Raw genomic sequence first — 19188 nt, 5'->3', positions numbered from 1 at the left:
GATGAAGAAATTTGTCACATTGCTGCTTCTGGCGGCGGTCTGTTTCCTTGCCTTGCCTACAGCGACGTACGCACAGCTTCCTTACCGGACCAGCTATTACGATGCGAACCAGTCTAGCTGGCTGCGCATTCAGCCGATCTATGAGCCGGCGGAGACGACGGGGGCCCGATTTACCGAGCCTGTCGATCTGCAGGTCGGAGCGGATAACAACGTATATGTGGCCGATAAAGGAGCGGGAAAAGTTTTTGTGATGGACAATGACGGCTCCCTGATTCAAACGATCGGTGATGAGGAAGGTCCGGGGGCGCTTAGCGCGCCTGAAGGCCTTTACGTTATCCCGGAGGGGCAAGTCTACGTCGCAGATTCCGGCAACCAGCGCATAGCGGTGTTCGGGAAGGACGGAAAGTTCATACGCGAATACAAAAAGCCTGTATCGACTTTCCTGGAAACGGAGCATTTCGTGCCGACCAAGCTGGTCGTCGACCGGCGGGGCGTCATGTATATCAATTTGAACTCTTCCTATCAAGGGCTGCTTCGCATCAATAAAGAAGGCGAGTTCTTGGGTTACTTTGGCGCTAACAAAGCGCAGCAAACGGTTCTGAACTGGCTCAAGAAGCTCATTCTGAACAAAGAGCAGCTTGCAAAGGAACTCGCTGCACTGCCTCGCCCGATCTCTAACGTATCGCTGGACAACGATGGCTTCATCTATACGTCGACAGCGGGGGGCTTTGGTCAAGGCGCAATCCGCAAGCTGAATGCCGGCGGCGTCGACGCGCTTAAGAACAAAACGATCCAGAACGGACACGGTATTGTCGATACGGCGATTGATGAGCGTGGGTTTCTCTACGATATTGACATGTTTGAGGGCCGCGTCACGATTTATGACGATAACGCGGAAGCACTGTTCGCATTTGGTTTAGTCGACAATGGCACGCAGCAATATGGTGTATTGGGCTATCCGACGGCTATCGGCGTCGATGCCGATCATAATATTTGGATTTCGGACAGCCGCGTTGGCACGGTCCACAAGTATAAGCTCACTGAATTCGGCAGCGATGTCATGAATGCTCTTGCTCTTTACAAGGAAGGGCGCTATAAGGACAGCGAACCGTACTGGGACCGTGTGTATGCCCGCAACGATATGTACAACGGTACATTCCAAGGACTTGGCAAAGTCTATCTGCATGACAATGAACAGCATGAAGCGCTGTCGTATCTGAAAGCGGCATTTGATACAAAGAGCTATTCCAAGGCATTCTGGCAAGTTCGTCTGACCTGGCTGCAAAACCACTTTTTGCTGGCAGCAGCTATCATCGCAGTGCTTATTGCTCTGATTGCCTATGGTCCGCGCTTAATCCGAAGCTACTTTAGACGTTTTCCACTGCCTGCTTCGTGGGAGAAACCGGTAGAGGACTTACGCAATTTCTGGTATGTCATGTTCCACCCTTATCAGGGCTTCTACCGGTTGAAAGAAGCGAGGGTTCCATCTTGGATTATTATTTTAATTCTGGTTGGCGCCATTGCCGTCAAAATCATCTCGATGTATTACACCGGATTCCTGTTCAATCCGGTAGAGCTGTCGCAAATTAATCTGTTCAGCAGTCTCGGATTGTTCGTCGTTCCATGGGTAACTTGGATCATCGCCAACTATCTCGTATGCAGTATTAAGGACGGCGAAGGGAAATTCAGGGAAGTTATTCAGGGCAGTGCGTATGCGCTGGCTCCGTATATCTTCTTCTCTATTCCGACAATCCTTCTTTCGAATATTGTAACGCTGGATGAGCGGGTCATCGTCGACTCGTTAAATGCGATCATGTTTATCTGGATGGGCGTCATGCTCATCGTAATGACGCAGGTTATCCACAACTTCGATTTCATGGAATCGATCAAGAACATCGCAATAACGGTCTTTACGATCGGTACGATCTGGCTGTTTGCCTTTATCGTATTCGGCTTGACTTTCAACCTGTACGATTTCTTCTACCAGCTTTACAAGGAGGTGACCTTCATTGGCTAATTTCATCAAGCGTCTTTCCCTTCGCGTAAAGCTCGTATCGTTCATCTTGCTTGTAATCGTGCTTGTGATTGTCATTGCTCAGCTGGTGAAAAAGGATGAGGTGACCCCGGCGCAGGCGATGATTAAAACAGGCATTGAGAAGATGACGCCTGAACGCGCTGCCGTGCTTACGGGGCAAGACTGGAAGCCTTCATCGGCAGGGGCGGACGGCTTTGCCGAAGCCTTGTCCAACGCCGATTATACGCTTTATGTAAATCCGGCTACGACGCAAGTTGCGGTTGTCGACAAACGGTCCGGCTTCCGCTGGACCAGCAATCCGCCGAAGGAGCAGCTGGAGGGCGAGACAGTCAAAGGCAGCCTGCTCACCAACCTGCAGTCGCCTTTCGTCCTGACTTACGTCCGGACGCAGGGCAAGGATCAGACGATTCGGGAAGTGACGAATGCGCTGGATCCGAAAATCAAGAAATCAATCTCGGCGAATGAAAATCTCGTTCAAGTGACGTATTCGCTTCCCGACAAGAACCTTAGCTTCAGCATTCAATACGAGCTGACAAAAGAAGGACTGAAGGCGCGTATTCCAACGGACGGAATTAAGGAAGAAGGCGAATACGCCGTATTCAGCATCGAGCTTCTCCCGTATTTCGGAGCGGCATCCGCCACAGAGGACGGTTACCTGTTCGTTCCGGACGGTCCGGGCGGACTGATCAAATTCGAGAAAGAGCGGGCGGGCGTCTCCCGCGGCTACAGCCATCAGGTCTACGGACTTGAGCTGACAAATGCCGGCAACTGGAGCCGATCTGGGGAACGCAGGGAAAATATCGCCTATCCCGTATTTGGAGTAAAGCGCGGCAATAACGCATTTGTTGCCGTATTGACCAAAGGCGGCGATTCGGCCAACATTTCGGCTATGCCGCCTGGGTTGAAATCAACGTTCTATAATATCTTCTCCGGTCAAATCTACCGGGAGGAATACTTGTACCGGATGAGCCGGCTGGCAGCTCCAATGAAAGCCATTCAGAAAGAGCGGCTCCAATCGGATCGCGAGGTTGAATACCGGTTCCTGAGCGGCAAAGATGCCGATTATGTGGGCATGGCTAAGTCATACCGCAGCTACTTGGAGCAAGCAGACAAGATCGGAGAAGCCATGAAGCCGGTCGAGCATGTACCGCTGACGCTCAGGCTGATGGGCGGCAATTTTGCCGAAGCTTACAGCCGGATTCAATATGTTGCGGCAACAACGTTCCCGCAAGCGACTGAAATCGCCAATACGCTGTATGGCCGGGGCGTTAAGAATATGGACATTATCTATTACGGCTGGCAGAACCAAGGCGACTATGATCTGTACAAACGTCTTCCGATTGAGCCGAAGCTTGGAGGCGAGAGTGCGGCGCGTGACTTCATCGCGGAGATGCGCAAGAAGGATATCGACGTCATGTTCGAGGAGGATTTTGTCTGGATGAACCAGGACAACTCGGATCTGTCCGGCAAAAACAACGGTATCCGTGGCATTGACGGAACGGTCTTCATCGATGAAGGCTGGTTTATCAGCAAGCCGGAGCGTACGGTCGCGATGGCGTATGAAACGATTGACAAGCTGAAGGATATTGGCGTTTCTGGCATTTTGTACAACTGGGTCGGCGAGATGGTCTTCCATGATTATGATAAATCGCTTATCGGTACAAGGGAGAATACGATCAGTGTCTATGACGGCTTGCTGAAGTACACCCAGAAGACGCTTGGTCATGCCGGAGTATACCGCGGCAACGACTACACGATTGCAGGCTCCAATATCATCGTCAACATGACGAGCGAATCAAGCTATGACTTTATGGTCGATGAGACGGTTCCGTTCTATCCAATTGCAGTGCATGGGCATACTGCCTATACGTTTGGAGACGGCAATCTGCGTAACGACGTGGAAGAGGAGTTTTTGAAGGCGATTGAATATGGCGCAACACCGTCCTTCTTCCTGACCTATGACGAATCAAGAAAGCTGAAATACACCGCTTCAGGGTATCTGTTCAGCAGTCAGTACGACAAATGGACGGACAGGATCCTGCAGGAATACGAAGCTTTCGATTCCTTGTCCGGCCTGTATGCGCAGCGCATCGACAATCATGAGAAGCTGTCCAAGGATGTCTTTGCAACAACCTATGAAGACGGCACGCGTGTAATTGTTGATTATGGCAGGAAAACGTTTTATGTAGAGAAAGGGGTGGGCGCTTAATGAATGCGAAGGCTAGAAGACGTGTAGAGCGCCTATACCAAGGAAAAAAATACGGCGTCGGCTTATTGTTCATGCTGCCGTGGATTATCGGGTTCTGTCTGTTTGTTGCCATACCGATCGGCTGGTCGCTCTTCATGACCTTTAATAAGGTGCAGGTAAGCGTAGGCGGATTCAAATATGAATGGATCGGTATGCGGAATTACCGTGACGCTTTTCTGAAAGACAATGTCTTTCCGATCGAGCTAATTACGTACTTTCAGGAAATGCTGCTGATGGTGCCAATCATCGTAATCTTCGCGTTACTGATTTCCTTAATGCTGAATCAGAAGTTTCCAGGGCGATTTATATACCGGGCACTGTTCTTTTTACCGGTTATCTTCGCAACAGGTCAGGTACTGTCGGAGTTATTTCTTCAAGGAGCGGGTGACATTCCGTTTCTTGAGCAGTACAACCTGCTACCAATTGTAGAGGAATACGTCGGCGCACAGTTCGCGGGAACAGTTATGGACGTACTCGGCAAGGCCGTTCTTATTCTCTGGTACTCCGGCGTACAGATTCTGATCTTTATCGCGGGTTTCCAGACGATATCGCCGACGATCTACGAGGCGGTCCGCATTGACGGTGCGTCTCCTTGGGACAGCTTCTGGAAAATTACGCTTCCGGCATGCGTACCGTTCATTAGTTTGAATGTGTTGTACACGATCATCGATCTGTTCACGTTCCCGCTGAATCCGGTACTTGCGCATGTCAGGGAGAATATGTTCAAAGTTGATACCGGCTATGGATACGCCAGTGCGCTGGCATGGATCTACTTCGCGTTTATCTTCGTGCTGATCGCCCTTGTACTCTGGCTGTTCAACCGAAGCCTTAAGACAAGGAGGGCTCATACATGATCACCGCAGTGAAAACGGAATTTGAGCGAATTGGACGCAGTGTCCGCTCCGTGTTCTGGGGCCGCAGGGCGCAGAAAGCCAAGCTTCTCGTCATTGGACGAAACGTATCGGACGGCCTAATCGCCAAGCTAATTATTTATTTACTGCTGTCTATTGTGGCGTACCTCTACTTGCAGCCGATTCTGTACATGGTCAGCACGATGTTCAAGACAATGTCCGATTTGCTCGACCCAACGGTCAAATGGATTCCGCGTGAAGTCACCTGGGAGAATGTAACCAAGGCGATCAAGGGTCTGCAGTACCCGGAGGCTTTGCGGAATACGTCACTGATTGCCGTTACTTGCTCGCTGGTACAGGTTGTCGTATGTGCGATGACCGGCTACGCGCTAGCGAGACTGTCTGTACCGTTTAAAGGATTGATTACGGCGCTCATTATTTTGACGTTTCTCATTCCGCCGCAAGTTATCATTATTCCGCTTTACGTTATTTTCAGCAAAATGGGACTGCTCAACTCGCTATTCGTATTTCTCATTCCTGCAATTTTCGGGCAGGGGTTGAAGGGTGCATTGTTCATTCTCATTTTCCGCCAGTTTTTCCGGTCGCAGCCGCCAAGTTTGGAAGAGGCCGCCAAGCTCGACGGCGCCTCCACGGCAAGATTGTTCTTCGGCATTATGCTGCCGCTGGCACGGTCAGCATGTCTCGTCGTATTCCTCTTTTCCTTCATCTGGTATTGGAATATGTACTACGAGCCGTCGATGTTTCTGGCGAAAGGCTTTACGCCGCTTTCGATTCGTCTCGATATGCTTGAAGAGGTGCTCAATCCAACGCTTCTTGGCAACACCCGTACCATAACGAATCCGATTACAGAGGGAACAAAGATGGCCGCGGCATTCCTGATCATTTTACCGCCGATTCTAATCTTCATGCTGCTGCAAAGATGGTTCGTCAGCGGCATTGAGCGGACGGGTATCGTCGAGTAAGGGGAATCTGCAGAGAGGGCGGCATGAAGCCGCCCCCTACATTTCGTTAGGGAGGTGATGGCCGAACCCGGCATCAGACGAAATAGAAGGCAAATTCGGCAAGTATGCTTCATTGCAGCGGCGTTCAGTCATCATCGGCAATTATGTATGCGCTTTAAGGGGAACGGTTAGGGTCAATCATTCATGAGGAGGAAGTTAAATGAAAACTAAAAAGAGCTTTGCTTGGATGCTAACGCTTGTATTTGTATTGACACTTGTATTGTCCGCGTGCTCGGGCGGCAACAGCGGCACGAACACGCCTGCTAACGGAGGAAATGCTACGAACGCGCCTACTGCGGAGCCTGAGGCGACGAAAGCTCCTGAGAACAGAGAGCCTGTTACGCTCAAGCTGATCTCCTGGTCAGACTCGTATCAAGAGCTGTATGATATGTTCAACAAGAAATACCCTTGGATCACAATCGAGCAAGTTCCGGTAAACAGCCAGCCGATCATGGAAATCATCGCTTCCTTGGAAGCGGCAGGCACACCTGCCGACTTGACTTGGATCGATTCCGACTTGATCACATATGACCAAAGCGGTCTGCTGGAAGATTTGACTCCGTACATTAAGGATGATGTAACTTTCAATGAAGTTCAATTGCCAGAAGGCTTCTTCGATACGATGACTTGGAATAACAAAAAGCTTGCTGTTCCTTTCGTTGACGTGCCAATGTGGATTCTGGTCAACAAAGATCTGCTTGCGAAACATGGTGTAGAATTCCCTGCTAACGACTGGACGTATGACGATTTCCGTGAAATCGCCAAAAAAATTACCGATCCAGAAGCAGGCGAGTACGGCTTGACGACGCAGCCTGAATTCCAAATGCGCGTGTTGAGCACGAAAGCCATTGCTGACGGTCACGCAGCGAACATTCACTACCTGAACGAAGATATGACGCAAAGCTTGCTCAACACGCCTGAAGTTATGAACGATGTAAGATGGCTGTCTGAATTCGTCTGGAAAGACGGTTCGATGCAAAGCTTCGCAAAAGCAACAGAAACAGGCGATGTAACAAGAGAGTTCATCAATGGTAAAACAGGCTTTGCTATTGGCGGCGACTGGGTGCTTCCTAACCTGAAAAAAGACGCTAAATTCGAGTGGGACGTTCTTCCTTTCCCTAAAGGCAAAGTAAGCCAGCCTGGTTACACAATCTACGGTCCGCTGTCCTTGCTGAGCGGTTCGAAACATAAAGAAGAAGCATTCTTGTGGATCGCATTCCAATTCTCCAAAGAAGCTCAAAAATGGAAGATCGACCAAGGCGCGAACGCTTCCGTCATCGATCCAGAGTTGACTGCTTACTATGACGAAACGCCAATGTGGGCAGGCAAAAACAAAGAAGCGGTTAAAATTGCAAAAGAAAACGCAAAAATTCAACCAGGTGTTACTGTCCCTGCATGGGGCGAGTACAACTGGAATGATCTCTTGAATAAAATCGTATTTGAGGGTGCAGACATCAATCAGCTGATTCCAGAAACGGAAAAATGGAATAAGCGTACGCTTGAAGTGAGAGACACGTTGAAATAGTAAGCGACGGACGAAAGCCCGGGTTCTTCATGAACCCGGGCTTTTATCTGTTCAACAGGCAACTCGATGTTGGTGCTTCAGTCTCTCGATCCAGACGGTCTAGGATAATAGGAGAAACCCGGATAACGGACGACGGGCCACTTCTCCTTGCGCAGTACATGAAGCAACTCAGGACCGACATGGAGATTGCTTGCTACCAGTTCCTGCGGAGTCAGCGCCATCCACTGGTTCAAGGATACGTCGACAAACCGGTCGCTTTTGAACATTTCCAGAAACCAGAGCGTTTCCGTTCCCGTGTTCTGGATGTAATGGCCGAAGGCAAAGGGGACGTAACCTACATCTCCGGCCCGGTAATCGAAGGTGCGCGCCCTCCCGTTGCCGCCGAATACGGTCATTCTGCCTTGTCCGGACAAATAATACTGCCATTCGTCGTTGTTTGGATGCCAATGCAGCTCTCGCATCGCTCCCGGCTCAATCTCGACAAGCGCAGCTGCAATTGTCTTGGCAATCGGGAAATTGGTGGAGTCCGCGATTCGGACACTGCCGCCCGGCGTGCGCAGAGGAGGCTGGGCAAGCAAGCGATGCTTGAAGCTAAGCGGTATTTTACCGTAGGGGGACTGCACTTCCTGACTCTCTATCGTACCGGGTACATGATCCTGGTAAATATAAACTTGATCGTCCGGGATATTCCGAAAAGCTTCCATCGGTACACCAAAATTAGCCGACAGCACGTCCTTGGGAGTATGTGCGAACCAATCGGAAATGGATAATGTATTTAAGTCTGAGAAATTCCCGTCATCAAAGACGAGCAGAAACTCACAGCCTTCAGCGAGACCTTGAATGGAATGGGGAAGTCCTGCAGGAAAATACCAGAGGTCGCCTGGACCGAGGTCGGCAATGAAATTGCGTCCGTTCTGGTCGACAGAGGTAATGCGTGCGGTTCCCCAGATCATATAGGCCCATTCCGCTTGCTGATGCCAATGCAGCTCCCGTACGCCGCCGGGCGTTAGGCTCATATTGACGCCGGCGAGCGTCGTCGCGATCGGTAAATCCCGAGCCGTAATCTCCCGCGACCAGCCGCCGTGATTGAGCTGCATATGTGTATCGGAGAAAGACATTTTCAAATTGGGCATTAAGCCGGCATCTGTAACTGGAGGAACCAGCATGTCCGGATTTTCCAAGTCGCGCATAATATCGCGGGGGCCGTAATCCGGACCGCCTGCGCCATCGCTGCGAATGGGCTGCGGAATAGGAATAAGGGGTTCGTTCTTAGAACGTTCATCGTTCATGTCTCATTCACTGCCTCCCATACCGTTAATGATATACATCACGAGCATGATTCCGTGCATCTATCCATAGCTATGTAATTCTGCTTGTCTTTTATGTACATAAACGCAGTGAAAAGGCAGAAGGCTCCTGCCTGGGTTAGCAGAAGCCTTCTAAAGCGGATTATCTGATGCATCCTATCATTTAATATCCGTAACCGCCGCTATATCCATTAGGAGCGGGATAGCTCCAGCCGTTGCCGATCTGTCCGTTAAAAGAAGGCTCGGCGCAGCTGCGCACCTGTCGCTGCGGAATTTGCGCAAAACCCTGATCCGTTTCCCTATGACAGCTGCTTGGCGGCCCGATAACAACCGTATCTGTAATCGGTGCAAGCGCGTTTTTCACCTTGGCTTCATCGAGGCAGTAGGTATGGGCGAATACACTTGCTGGTGTGAGCCGCAGCATATCGGAAGCCGGGATGAATTCCGGAACGGGCGCGTCGAAGATCGCAAGCAGTTGCGTATTGTCCACGGTAGCCATTTCATAGTGCCACCAGCCTTGGGGAATATTAGCCACTTGGCCCGGTTGGATCTGATAGTTAAGCAGCTGCTTGGTGAAAGGATTAATAAGGGAAACCAGTGCTGCACCTGATATGCAGAACACAAGCTCCGATGCATTCTGATGAATGTGCGGTTCAACAACATTGCCAGTGCTGAGAAAAATATCAAGCAAGGATACATTGCCAAGCGTATTCAATTGCTGAATGCCAAGAGCGTTAATATAGTTGCGTGAATCCTTTTGGAAAAACGGGTTATTTTTCAAATCATAAGTAAATTTTACAGATGGTGACGTAAAGTCCATATAGGAAACTGCCATGCCATTCCTTCCTTTCAATTGCGTGTATAGGCGCTCGCATAGATCATTGTATTCGTCTGCCCAGGATAGGTGAGAAAATCGGAGTAAACTTAGCAGTACCTTATAGCGGTCTTTGTATAATGGGATATAGCGGCATGAAACTTTAATATTGACAATACAATTTAATGTAACTATAGTGGTTCTATTGAAGGAGTGAGGACATGGGAGCAAACAGTCATTTTACCGTTGCCTTGCATATTTTATCCCGCATTCGCTACGAACAGGTCAAGAAGAATGACCTCTCCGTCTATGTAACATCACAAGCGATTGCAGAGAGTGTCAATAGCCATGCTGTGTTTATAAGACGAATTCTCAGCAGCTTGCATAAAGCCAGTCTGGTCGATGTCCGAAGAGGCAATGTGAACGGCGGCTGGAAGCTGACCCGGTCCACGCAGGACATAACGCTGCTGGACGTATATGATGCTGTTGTCGATCAACCATTGCAGGAAATGCACTACAGCAAGCCTAATCAGCGTTGCTCAATTGGCCGCGGCATTCAGCCTACACTGCGGAAATACTACGGTGCGGCAGAGCAGGCTTTTCGGGAGGAGCTGTCTCGTACGAATATGGAGACGATCTACGAGGAGACGATGATCCTGGCGGTGGAATAATTTTTTTTTATATCGTTCAATGCAACTGATTCAATTACATTGAGAAAGTGGAGGGAGCCTTCCCGTGTCAAATTTACAGAGAACCTCACGGTTTTATTATGGATGGATTATTGTAGGCATAGTATTTGCGACGCTGCTCATTTCAGCGGCAATCAGTTCCGTGCCTAGTGTTCTCATGCTTCCTCTGGAAAAGGAATTCGGATGGGGAAGGAGCGATGTCTCCGCTGCTGCTTCGATTCGTATCCTATTGTACGGCTTAATGGGCCCATTCTCCGCAGCCTTTATGGCCCGGTTCGGCGTATCGAGAATTATGCTATTATCCATCCTTTTACTAGTAATAAGTATTGGATTTACCCCGTTTATTACGGAGATCTGGCAGTTTATCATCATCTGGGGTGTATTGGTTGGACTAGGAACAGGCTCGCTAGCCAACGTGCTTGGCGTAACGATCGCTAACCGGTGGTTTGTGAAGCATAAAGGACTTGTTATCGGTATGCTGACGGCAAGTGCGGCTACCGGTCAACTGCTGTTCCTGCCTTTGATCGCCCAGGCAACAAGCCTGTGGGGCTGGCGTTTTGCAATCTACGCAATCATTGGAGCACTGCTGCTCCTTGTTCCGCTAATCGGGTTCGGCATGCGTAATCATCCTTCTGACATCGGGTTGCCGGTGCTTGGCGAAGAGACGGTCGTTAAGCCGGCTCCCTTCACCGGCAATCTGTTCATGACGCCAATCAGAGCGCTTGGATCAGCAGCCAAAAGCGGCACCTTCTGGCTGCTGGCGGGAACGTTCTTCCTCTGCGGCTTCTCGACCAACGGCTTGATTGGAACGCATCTTATTCCGGCTTGTGGAGACTTCGGTATTCCGCTTGTCATTGCAGCCGGTCTTCTATCCCTAATGGGGTTATTCGACCTGGTAGGCACAACGCTCTCAGGCTGGCTGACAGACCGTTTCGACAGCCGCAAGCTGCTGTTCTGGTATTATGGCCTTCGCGGCTTATCGCTTATTTTCTTGCCGTTTGCGCTTGGCTCCGGTTATACGCAGCTGCTTATCTTTTCTGTCTTCTACGGGCTTGATTGGATCGCGACCGTTCCGCCGACGGCGAAGCTGTCATCAGATGCCTTCGGCAAAGAGAAGGCTGGCATGATTTTCGGCTGGATCGTCGTGGCTCACCAGGCCGGGGCATCGGCTGCCGCATACGGAGCGGGTGTTCTTCGTGACTTGTTAGGCAGCTACACGGTGCCGTTCGCCGTTGCAGGCTTCCTCTGCTTATTCGCTTCGATAATGGCGATGCGTATTCGGAAGTCGAAATCTGCGGTTGCTGCAGCGGTGGTATAAAACACCCGATTCAGCTTCTTTCAACGATAAGGGGGTTTCAAAGTCCGTCATTGGATGGCTTTGGAACCCCCTTTTTGTATAGGGTCTCACGAAATTGAAGGCTAACTGGGGAAGAGTTAAACAACAATAATATATTTAAATTCATGATTTATTTATTGTAAAACGATAAATTATATGATAAAGTCTAATTAAATTTTACGATAAGTGAGGGGTTTTTATGGAACGGGGAACAACACTCTTTTTAAAGGCGGCTGTCATTCTTATTGGTCTGCCATTTCTAGCTTTATGTATTTTTGTAGTACCTGAAATCGCGAGCTTCACAGCAGAATTGTACCCGGATTATACGTATTTGAAGTTTCTTGTTTTCATCGATTTGTACGCATCGGCATTGCCATTCTATTTTGCTCTGTATCAAGCCTATAAGCTTCTAAATTATATTGACAGGAACAAGGCGTTCTCGCTATTATCTGTACGGGCTTTGAAGCTTATCAAATATTGTGCTGTCGCATTTAGCGGTTTGTATGTGGTGGGCATGCCGCTCTTTTATCTCATTGCAGAGAAGGACGATGCTCCGGGTATTATTGTAATCGGGATGGTCATTATTTTTGCTTCTCTGGTCATTGCCGTTTTTGTCGCAGTTCTCCAGAAGCTGTTAAAAGAAGCGATCGATATTAAATCAGAAAATGATTTGACGGTCTGAGGTGCATATTATGGCGATAATAATTAATATTGATGTGATGCTGGCAAAAAGGAAAATGAGTGTAACCGAGCTTGCTGAGAGAGTCGGCATAACAATGGCCAATCTTTCTATTTTGAAAAATGGCAAGGCAAAGGCGATTCGAATCTCAACGCTGGAGGCAATCTGCAAAGCTTTAGAATGCCAGCCTGGCGATCTACTGGAATACAGAAACGATGGAGACAGCATCATTATCGATGAAACCGAATAGCTGCTGTTGAAGCAACAATCAGGCCAGTTCAATAACGAGACAGCGTCCCTTCAATATTTGAGGGGGCGCTGTTTCGTTAATTGTCGTTTTATAAGAAAAACTGAATGATTTCACAAAATTTCTTATAGCTAAAACTGCCTCGAATTCATTGACCATAGTACGGCGCTGAGGTAGCATTAGGTCAGAATATAAAACAAAGCGTCGAACTTGGAATTATGCGTTTTCGAAAACGATACGAGGTGAATGTAGTTGCAACTCAAAGTGACGAACAGTCCGTTTACGGAAGAACAAGCTGAGCTATTCAATCGGTTATTGCCGACCCTTTCTCCCGCGCAAATTCAATGGTTAGGCGGGTATCTGGCCTTTTTTAGTGCTGGGGCATCTTCAGTCGCCGGCTCGGAAACATCGGTTGCTATTGAAGCCGTCAGCGCAGTCGCAGTACAGGAAGCACCAGTTGCTGCAGTTGTTGAGGCTCCGAAGGATGCGACGATTCTATTCGGTTCCCAGACGGGTAATTCGCAGCGTCTGGCAGGTAAGTTGGCCGAGAAGCTGAAGGGGCAGGGCGTTCAAGTCACCCTCTCCTCCATGAATCAGTTCAAGACAAATAACTTGAAGAAAGCCGGTCATGTATTTATTCTTGTCAGCACGCATGGCGAGGGAGACCCGCCGGATAATGCATTGACTTTCTATGAATTTTTGCATGGCAAACGGGCGCCTAAATTAGAAGAAACCAAATTTTCGGTGCTTTCGCTGGGTGACACGTCCTATGAGTTTTTCTGCAAAACAGGCCAGGATTTTGACAAGCGGCTTGAGGAGCTTGGCGCGCAGCGTATCGTCGACCGGGCCGACTGTGATGTTGACTTTGACGAAACGGCATCGGCGTGGATTGCTAGTGTAGCAAGCGCGTTAAACACCTCCGCTGGCGCTGTAACTGCTGCTGGTTCTGCAGCAACGTCTGCTGCGTCCGTCTCCACACAAGGAGAATCGGAATTTTCGCGTGTTAACCCGTTCAAGGCTGAAGTATTGGAGAATTTAAACCTGAACGGACGCGGATCTGACCGTGAGACTCGTCATCTGGAGCTGTCGCTTGAGGGCTCGGGATTGACGTATGAACCGGGCGATTGTGTAGGTATTTATCCGCAGAATGATCCGACGCTGGTCGAACGTATTATTGAAGAAATGAAATGGAATCCGGATGAGCAGGTTGCTGCGGGGAAATCGGGTGAGACAGCAACGCTTCGGAATGCGCTGGAGCATCATTACGAAATTACGGTGCTGACGAAGCCGCTGCTGGAGAAAGCGGTTGCCTATTCCGGCAACGACAAACTGGCAGAGCTAGTTAAGCCGGACAATAAAGAGCAGTTGAGAGCGTATATCAACGGCCGGGATTTGCTCGACCTGCTTCACGATTACGCGCCATGGACGATTGCACCGAAGGATGTTGCGAATTTGCTTCGCAAGCTGCCGCCGCGTCTTTACTCCATCGCCAGCAGCTACAGCGCGCATCCCGAGGAAGTTCATCTGACGATCCGCAAAGTGCAATACGATGCGCATGGCAGAGAACGCAACGGGGTATGCTCCGTACAAGCTTCCGAGCGTCTCGAAGCAGGCGACAAGCTGTCGATTTTCATCCAGCAAAATCCGAATTTCAAGCCGCCGGTCAATCCGGAAACTCCGGTTATTATGATTGGTCCAGGTACAGGTGTTGCACCTTTCCGGGCGTTCCTTGAAGAGCGTGAAGAGCTTGGCGTGACCGGGAAAAGCTGGCTGTTCTACGGCGATCGCCACTTTGTAACGGACTTTTTGTATCAGACGGACTGGCAGCGTATGCTTAAGGACGGCGTACTGACGAACCTGGACGTAGCCTTCTCTCGCGACACGAAGGAAAAGGTATACGTGCAGCACAGAATGCTGGAGAAAGCGAAGGAGCTTTACCAATGGCTGGAGGAAGGCGCACATGTGTATGTATGCGGGGACGAGAAGCATATGGCACATGATGTTCATACTGCGCTCTTGACGGTCATTCAGCAGCAGGGCGGAAAAGATTCCGAAGCGGCTGCCGCCTACTTGGCGGGATTGCAAGAGCAGGGCCGTTACCAGCGCGATGTCTATTAAACGTTGCATATATAGATGAAGATAGTTGTAACTTGTACGTCATGCAAAAGTAAAGGAGTTGGCAGCAATGGCAAATAAACAAAAAGTTGAACCGGTTGGCGGACCTCCAAGCGACGTGGAATTGCTGAAAGTCGAAAGCAATTACTTGCGCGGCTCTCTGGTAGGATCTCTGGCTAACCGTGTCACAGGCGGCTTGCCTGAATTGGATAACCGGCTGTTGAAATTTCACGGCAGCTACATGCAGGATGACCGGGATTTCCGCAACGAACGGGAAAAGCAAAAGCTGGAGCCGTCCTACCAATTCATGCTTCGCGTCGTCACACCAGGCGGGGTATCGACACCGGAGCAATGGCTCGTCATGGATGAGCTGGCTGATAAGTACGGCAGCGGAAGCTTACGGGTTACGACTCGTCAAGCGTTTCAATTGCACGGCGTTCTGAAATGGAATTTGAAAGAGACAATTCAGGAGATCAATCATGCGTTGTTGACGACGCTTGCGGCATGCGGCGACGTAAGCCGTAACGTGATGTGCAACCCGAATCCGTATCAATCCGATATTCACAGTGAAGTCTATTATTGGTCGCAGCAGCTGACGACGCATCTGGCGCCGAAGACGCCTGCTTACCATGAAATATGGCTCGATGGGGAAAAGGTAGTCGACAGTCTGGAGCAAGAGGGAGCGGCGCCGAAAGAGGTCGAGCCGATCTACGGACCGGTGTACCTGCCGCGGAAGTTCAAAATTGGCATTGCCGTTCCTCCGTCCAATGACGTCGACGTGTATTCGCAGGACCTTGGCTACATTGCCATCGTCGAGAAGGGTAAGCTGGTTGGCTTCAACGTTAGCGTTGGCGGCGGCATGGGTATGACGCATGGCGATAATCAAACGTATCCACAGTTAGCTCGCGTCATCGGTTTCGTCACACCTGACCAAATTCTCGACGTTGCGGAAAAAACAGTTACGATCCAGCGCGATTACGGCAATCGTTCCGTAAGGAAATATGCGCGGTTTAAGTACACGGTTGACCGTCATGGCCTCGATTGGTTCGTTGATGAGCTTCATGATCGTCTCGGCTGGAAGCTGGAGCCTGCCCGCGATTTCCAATTCGATCATACAGGTGACCGTTATGGCTGGATAAAAGGCAAAGACGGCAAATGGAACGTCAACTTATATATTCAAAGCGGTCGGATTGTGGATACAGATACGCTCAAGCTGAAGACAGGCTTGCGCGAAATTGCTAAAATCCATACTGGTGATTTCCGATTGACGGCGAACCAGAACCTGGTTATCGCCAACATTACGAGCCAGAAAAAGTCGAAGATTAATGCACTGTTGAAAGAGTACGGCATTTCCGAAGGCTCGTCTCTTTCTGCATTGCGCCGCAGCGCCTTGTCTTGCGTAGCGCTGCCAACTTGCGGCTTGGCTATGGCGGAAGCCGAACGCTACCTGCCGACGCTCATCGACAAGCTGGAGCCGATTCTGGAAGATGCCGGCTTGCGCGAAGAGGAGATTAATATCCGGATGACGGGCTGCCCGAATGGCTGCGCTCGTCCTGCACTGGGTGAGATCGCTTTTATCGGCAAATCGCCAGGCAAATACAATATGTACATGGGAGCGGGCTTTACGGGAGACCGCCTCAGCAAGCTGTATCTCGAAAATATCGGTGAAGAGGAAATTATCGACACCTTGAAGCCAATCATTAACCGGTTTGCAACGGAACGCGGACAAGGTGAGCATTTCGGCGATTTCGTCGTACGGACGGGGTATGTGAAGGCTGTCCTTTCCGGAACTGATTTCCACAGCTAATACTATTAATGAAAGGGACCTCTTAACCCGATTCGGGTGTAAGAGGTCCTTTTGCTTTATAGATTTGAGCTTTCGTTATGATTAATCGTAGCGTATTTTATGGGATTTTACTTTCCAGCTCTCGTCGAACTGGAGAACGAGCATGCTGTCGTCAACGCCTAGTCCGGCTCTGCCTAGGTAATAAACATATTGGAATGAGGGTTCATCGAGCTTCTGTTCAGGCTTGCCTATTAAAGCAATGATTTCATTCTCCGTCTTGCCCACTAGATTATTGTTCTTATTTAATAAATTACTTAACATTGCGCTTCTTTTCTCACGGTCGCTGGCCCAGCTATCCGTGGTAAATTGGCTTTGGCAGGCGCATAACAGCAATAGTGCTAAGAGGTTGTACCAATAAATAGGTTGCAGCGGGGAAGCGGGTCGCCTATAATGATTTCAATAGTAATTGGTCAATCAATAAAGTTTTCTCATATAACGGGTGCAAGAAAGGAGCATAGCTATGGCAAAAGTAACTGCGGCTTCTGCAAACCGCCGTGCGGAAATTGTAGCCGCAGCCATTGAGGTTTTTGCAGAAATCGGCTATTACCGGGCGACAACGGCACAAGTGGCGGAGCTGGCTTCGATTTCCCAGCCTTATGTATACCGCTTTTTTACTAAGGAGTCGCTGCTTGTCGAGGCGCTGGAGGTATCTTGGCAGCGGATTATCGGACAATTTCAAATCGTCATTGATGCCGCTTCCCCGGAGCAGTTGGAGGATGGCCTGAGGCGCGCCTATGAGTCGGTTATGCAGTCGCACCGCCATGAAATTTTGCTGCAAATGCAAGCACAGACGATTAACGAACCAGCGGTTCGGCAGTCGATTAAGCAAGGAATGGGTAAGATTCAGCAGATGGTTAATGACGCTTTCCAGCAAGCGGGGATTGACCAGCCGGAGGCGCGTACGACCAACTTTTTAGCCCGCGGGATGCTCTGCAACGTTTCTATGGCATTAGATATGCCGGAGCTGTTTGTGAAGGAATGATTGGCACGGAATGATTCAGTGAGGGGAGAGATTGCGGTGGAGAAGACGAGCAAATTAACGAGCATTTTGGAAACGGTTGATATTTCGACGGGGGAACGAACGGTTTTAGCTCAATTCCCGTATTTAATTGAAGCGCCTAACTGGACGTCGGATGGAACAACCCTAATTTACAACTGTGAAGGGAAGCTGTATGCATTTGATTTGGCTACGGGCATAAGTTCGGTGATTGATTCAGGATTTGCTGTTCGCTGCAATAATGATCATGTACTGTCTCCCGGTAATACGCATGTTGCTGTGAGCCATCATACTGCCGAGGACGGCAAATCCCGCATCTATACATTCCCTTTAACTGGTGGTGCACCCGTTCTGATTACTCCGATGGGGCCAAGCTATCTTCATGGCTGGTCGCCGGATGGGAGTACGTTGTCCTATTGTGCAGAGAGGGATGGCGAATACGACATTTATACGATTCCGGCAATTGGCGGGCTTGAGAAGCGGCTGACGGACAGCTCTGGGCTAAATGATGGTCCTGAATATTCGCCGGATGGCAGTCATATTTGGTTCAACTCCGTCCGCTCCGGCCTAATGCAGGTATGGCGTATGAATGCGGATGGCAGCGAGCAGACACAGATGACCTTCGAAGAAAGCAACAACTGGTTCCCGCATATTTCACCGGACGGTCAGTGGGCGGCCTACATATCCTATCGTAAGGGAGACGTCGATCCGGGCGATCATCCCGCTAACAAGGAAGTTGAGATCCGACTCATACCAAGTGCAGGCGGCGAGTCACGCACATTGGTGCAGCTGTTCGGGGGACAGGGCACAATAAACGTCAATTCCTGGTCGCCTGACAGCCAACGCCTCGCTTTTGTGAGCTATCGTCTGGAGGCATAGAATAGAGGGAAAGAGCTGCGGCCGCGGCTCTTTTTTTTGGTTCTAGCCGACGATACTCATACTGGTCTCTGGTCTCCCCCTCACGAAACGAGAAACAAAATGTAAAAGTACATTTTTAAAAGCCTCAAAAGCCCCAAAACCGCCTTCAAAATGCAAAAATACATTTGAAATCGCTAGATTTAGCCTTTTTGGTTCATTTTAGGCCAATCAAAATGCACAATTGCATTTTGAAGCCATAAATCGCCGAAAACACGGCTGACAACCTGCACTTTTGCATTTTGATTCGTTCCCGTCCCTACCAACTTACCTAGAACAGTGGGAATGACAGTTGCAAGGCTGCTTTATGCTAGAAGCAGCAACTTATACGTACTAAACTCCGCTATACGATGATGTGGCTTCCTTCTCCAACAGTTTTTTAAAGTAACATGCACTGACTAAATTTCTCTCGCCGCGCTGAGTGAATGTTATTCTCTACATGAGTCTGTTATGCCCGGATTTGCCCTGGCTACGTCACAGTAAAGGCATGAACCAAAACGCGCAGTGACCCAGGTTTAGTGGAGCGGTCTTGATCTGTCTGTTGCATGAGAGGGTAAGCGTA

At 49.6% G+C, this 19188-nt stretch carries 16 protein-coding genes; 13 read left to right on the top strand and 3 right to left on the bottom strand.

Annotated elements, in window-relative coordinates; translation table 11 throughout:
* The first annotated feature begins 1 nt into the window (after position 1).
* The 5 genes from TY10_RS10590 to TY10_RS10570 all read left to right on the top strand — a co-directional run bounded on the left by TY10_RS10590 (position 2) and on the right by TY10_RS10570 (position 7681).
* A complete protein-coding gene (locus tag TY10_RS10590; protein WP_042163056.1) occupies positions 2-2017 on the top strand; it encodes a YIP1 family protein in 2016 nt (671 codons plus the stop codon).
* Positions 2010-4244, top strand: a complete 2235-nt coding sequence (locus TY10_RS10585; protein ID WP_042163054.1) for a DUF5696 domain-containing protein — start codon at positions 2010-2012, stop codon at positions 4242-4244. Before TY10_RS10590 ends, TY10_RS10585 begins: the two co-directional genes overlap by 8 nt.
* Positions 4244-5137, top strand: a complete 894-nt coding sequence (locus TY10_RS10580; protein WP_042163052.1) for a carbohydrate ABC transporter permease — start codon at positions 4244-4246, stop codon at positions 5135-5137. Before TY10_RS10585 ends, TY10_RS10580 begins: the two co-directional genes overlap by 1 nt.
* A complete protein-coding gene (locus TY10_RS10575; protein WP_042163050.1) occupies positions 5134-6117 on the top strand; it encodes a carbohydrate ABC transporter permease in 984 nt (327 codons plus the stop codon). Before TY10_RS10580 ends, TY10_RS10575 begins: the two co-directional genes overlap by 4 nt.
* A 199-nt stretch (positions 6118-6316) precedes the next feature.
* The gene (locus tag TY10_RS10570; protein ID WP_042163048.1) at positions 6317-7681 is read left to right on the top strand and encodes an ABC transporter substrate-binding protein; all 1365 of its coding nucleotides are present in this window, start codon (positions 6317-6319) and stop codon (positions 7679-7681) included.
* Positions 7682-7758: 77 nt separating this feature from the next.
* On the opposite strand, the gene TY10_RS10565 is transcribed toward TY10_RS10570, so the two are convergent.
* Positions 7759-8970, bottom strand: a complete 1212-nt coding sequence (locus TY10_RS10565; protein ID WP_042163046.1) for an oxalate decarboxylase family bicupin — start codon at positions 8968-8970, stop codon at positions 7759-7761.
* Between the two features lie 181 nt (positions 8971-9151).
* On the bottom strand, positions 9152-9823 hold the full coding sequence (locus tag TY10_RS10560) for a cupin domain-containing protein (RefSeq protein ID WP_081735207.1): 672 nt from the start codon (positions 9821-9823) through the stop codon (positions 9152-9154).
* A 200-nt stretch (positions 9824-10023) separates the two neighbouring features.
* Here TY10_RS10560 and TY10_RS10555 point away from each other — a divergent pair, with 200 nt between their 5' ends.
* From TY10_RS10555 to cysI, 6 genes are all read left to right on the top strand, one after another.
* On the top strand, positions 10024-10473 hold the full coding sequence (locus TY10_RS10555; protein WP_042163044.1) for an Rrf2 family transcriptional regulator: 450 nt from the start codon (positions 10024-10026) through the stop codon (positions 10471-10473).
* Between the two features lie 64 nt (positions 10474-10537).
* Positions 10538-11809 (top strand): MFS transporter, encoded by a 1272-nt coding sequence (locus TY10_RS10550; RefSeq protein ID WP_042163042.1) that lies wholly within the window; start codon positions 10538-10540, stop codon positions 11807-11809.
* A gap of 217 nt (positions 11810-12026) precedes the next feature.
* Positions 12027-12509 (top strand): DUF2975 domain-containing protein, encoded by a 483-nt coding sequence (locus TY10_RS10545; protein ID WP_042163040.1) that lies wholly within the window; start codon positions 12027-12029, stop codon positions 12507-12509.
* 10 nt (positions 12510-12519) lie between these two features.
* Positions 12520-12756, top strand: coding sequence for a helix-turn-helix domain-containing protein (locus TY10_RS10540; RefSeq protein WP_042163037.1), 237 nt, complete (start codon positions 12520-12522; stop codon positions 12754-12756).
* A 249-nt stretch (positions 12757-13005) separates the two neighbouring features.
* Positions 13006-14871: an assimilatory sulfite reductase (NADPH) flavoprotein subunit gene (locus tag TY10_RS10535; protein WP_042163035.1), complete on the top strand. Its 1866-nt coding sequence runs from the start codon at positions 13006-13008 to the stop codon at positions 14869-14871.
* A 67-nt stretch (positions 14872-14938) separates the two neighbouring features.
* Positions 14939-16675 (top strand): assimilatory sulfite reductase (NADPH) hemoprotein subunit, encoded by a 1737-nt coding sequence (cysI, locus tag TY10_RS10530; protein ID WP_042163033.1) that lies wholly within the window; start codon positions 14939-14941, stop codon positions 16673-16675.
* Positions 16676-16756: 81 nt separating this feature from the next.
* On the opposite strand, the gene TY10_RS10525 is transcribed toward cysI, so the two are convergent.
* A complete protein-coding gene (locus tag TY10_RS10525) occupies positions 16757-16975 on the bottom strand; it encodes a hypothetical protein (RefSeq protein ID WP_052350476.1) in 219 nt (72 codons plus the stop codon).
* Positions 16976-17174: 199 nt separating this feature from the next.
* Here TY10_RS10525 and TY10_RS10520 point away from each other — a divergent pair, with 199 nt between their 5' ends.
* On the top strand, positions 17175-17696 hold the full coding sequence (locus TY10_RS10520; protein ID WP_042163031.1) for a TetR/AcrR family transcriptional regulator: 522 nt from the start codon (positions 17175-17177) through the stop codon (positions 17694-17696).
* 36 nt (positions 17697-17732) lie between these two features.
* Positions 17733-18590 carry a TolB family protein gene (locus tag TY10_RS10515; RefSeq protein ID WP_081735206.1) on the top strand — a complete coding sequence of 286 codons (858 nt, stop codon included), beginning with the start codon at positions 17733-17735 and terminating at the stop codon, positions 18588-18590.
* The last annotated feature ends 598 nt before the right edge of the window (positions 18591-19188 follow it).

The organism is Paenibacillus gorillae (assembly GCF_000513275.1).
Classification (GTDB): Bacteria; Bacillota; Bacilli; order Paenibacillales; family Paenibacillaceae; genus Pristimantibacillus; species Pristimantibacillus gorillae.
The sequence above is the reverse complement of the archived record's forward strand: the minus strand, read 5'-3'. Positions and strand labels throughout refer to the sequence as shown.

Bases quoted from the DNA above. Each gene is read 5' to 3' on its own strand.
- TY10_RS10590 (WP_042163056.1), top strand. From the start codon at position 2: ATGAAGAAATTTGTCACATTGCTGCTTCTGGCGGCGGTCTGTTTCCTT.
- TY10_RS10580 (WP_042163052.1), top strand. From the start codon at position 4,244: ATGAATGCGAAGGCTAGAAGACGTGTAGAGCGCCTATACCAAGGAAAA.
- TY10_RS10575 (WP_042163050.1), top strand. From the start codon at position 5,134: ATGATCACCGCAGTGAAAACGGAATTTGAGCGAATTGGACGCAGTGTC.
- TY10_RS10570 (WP_042163048.1), top strand. From the start codon at position 6,317: ATGAAAACTAAAAAGAGCTTTGCTTGGATGCTAACGCTTGTATTTGTA.
- TY10_RS10565 (WP_042163046.1), bottom strand. From the start codon at position 8,970: ATGAACGATGAACGTTCTAAGAACGAACCCCTTATTCCTATTCCGCAG.
- TY10_RS10560 (WP_081735207.1), bottom strand. From the start codon at position 9,823: ATGGCAGTTTCCTATATGGACTTTACGTCACCATCTGTAAAATTTACT.
- TY10_RS10555 (WP_042163044.1), top strand. From the start codon at position 10,024: ATGGGAGCAAACAGTCATTTTACCGTTGCCTTGCATATTTTATCCCGC.
- TY10_RS10545 (WP_042163040.1), top strand. From the start codon at position 12,027: ATGGAACGGGGAACAACACTCTTTTTAAAGGCGGCTGTCATTCTTATT.
- TY10_RS10540 (WP_042163037.1), top strand. From the start codon at position 12,520: ATGGCGATAATAATTAATATTGATGTGATGCTGGCAAAAAGGAAAATG.
- cysI (WP_042163033.1), top strand. From the start codon at position 14,939: ATGGCAAATAAACAAAAAGTTGAACCGGTTGGCGGACCTCCAAGCGAC.
- TY10_RS10525 (WP_052350476.1), bottom strand. From the start codon at position 16,975: ATGTTAAGTAATTTATTAAATAAGAACAATAATCTAGTGGGCAAGACG.
- TY10_RS10520 (WP_042163031.1), top strand. From the start codon at position 17,175: ATGGCAAAAGTAACTGCGGCTTCTGCAAACCGCCGTGCGGAAATTGTA.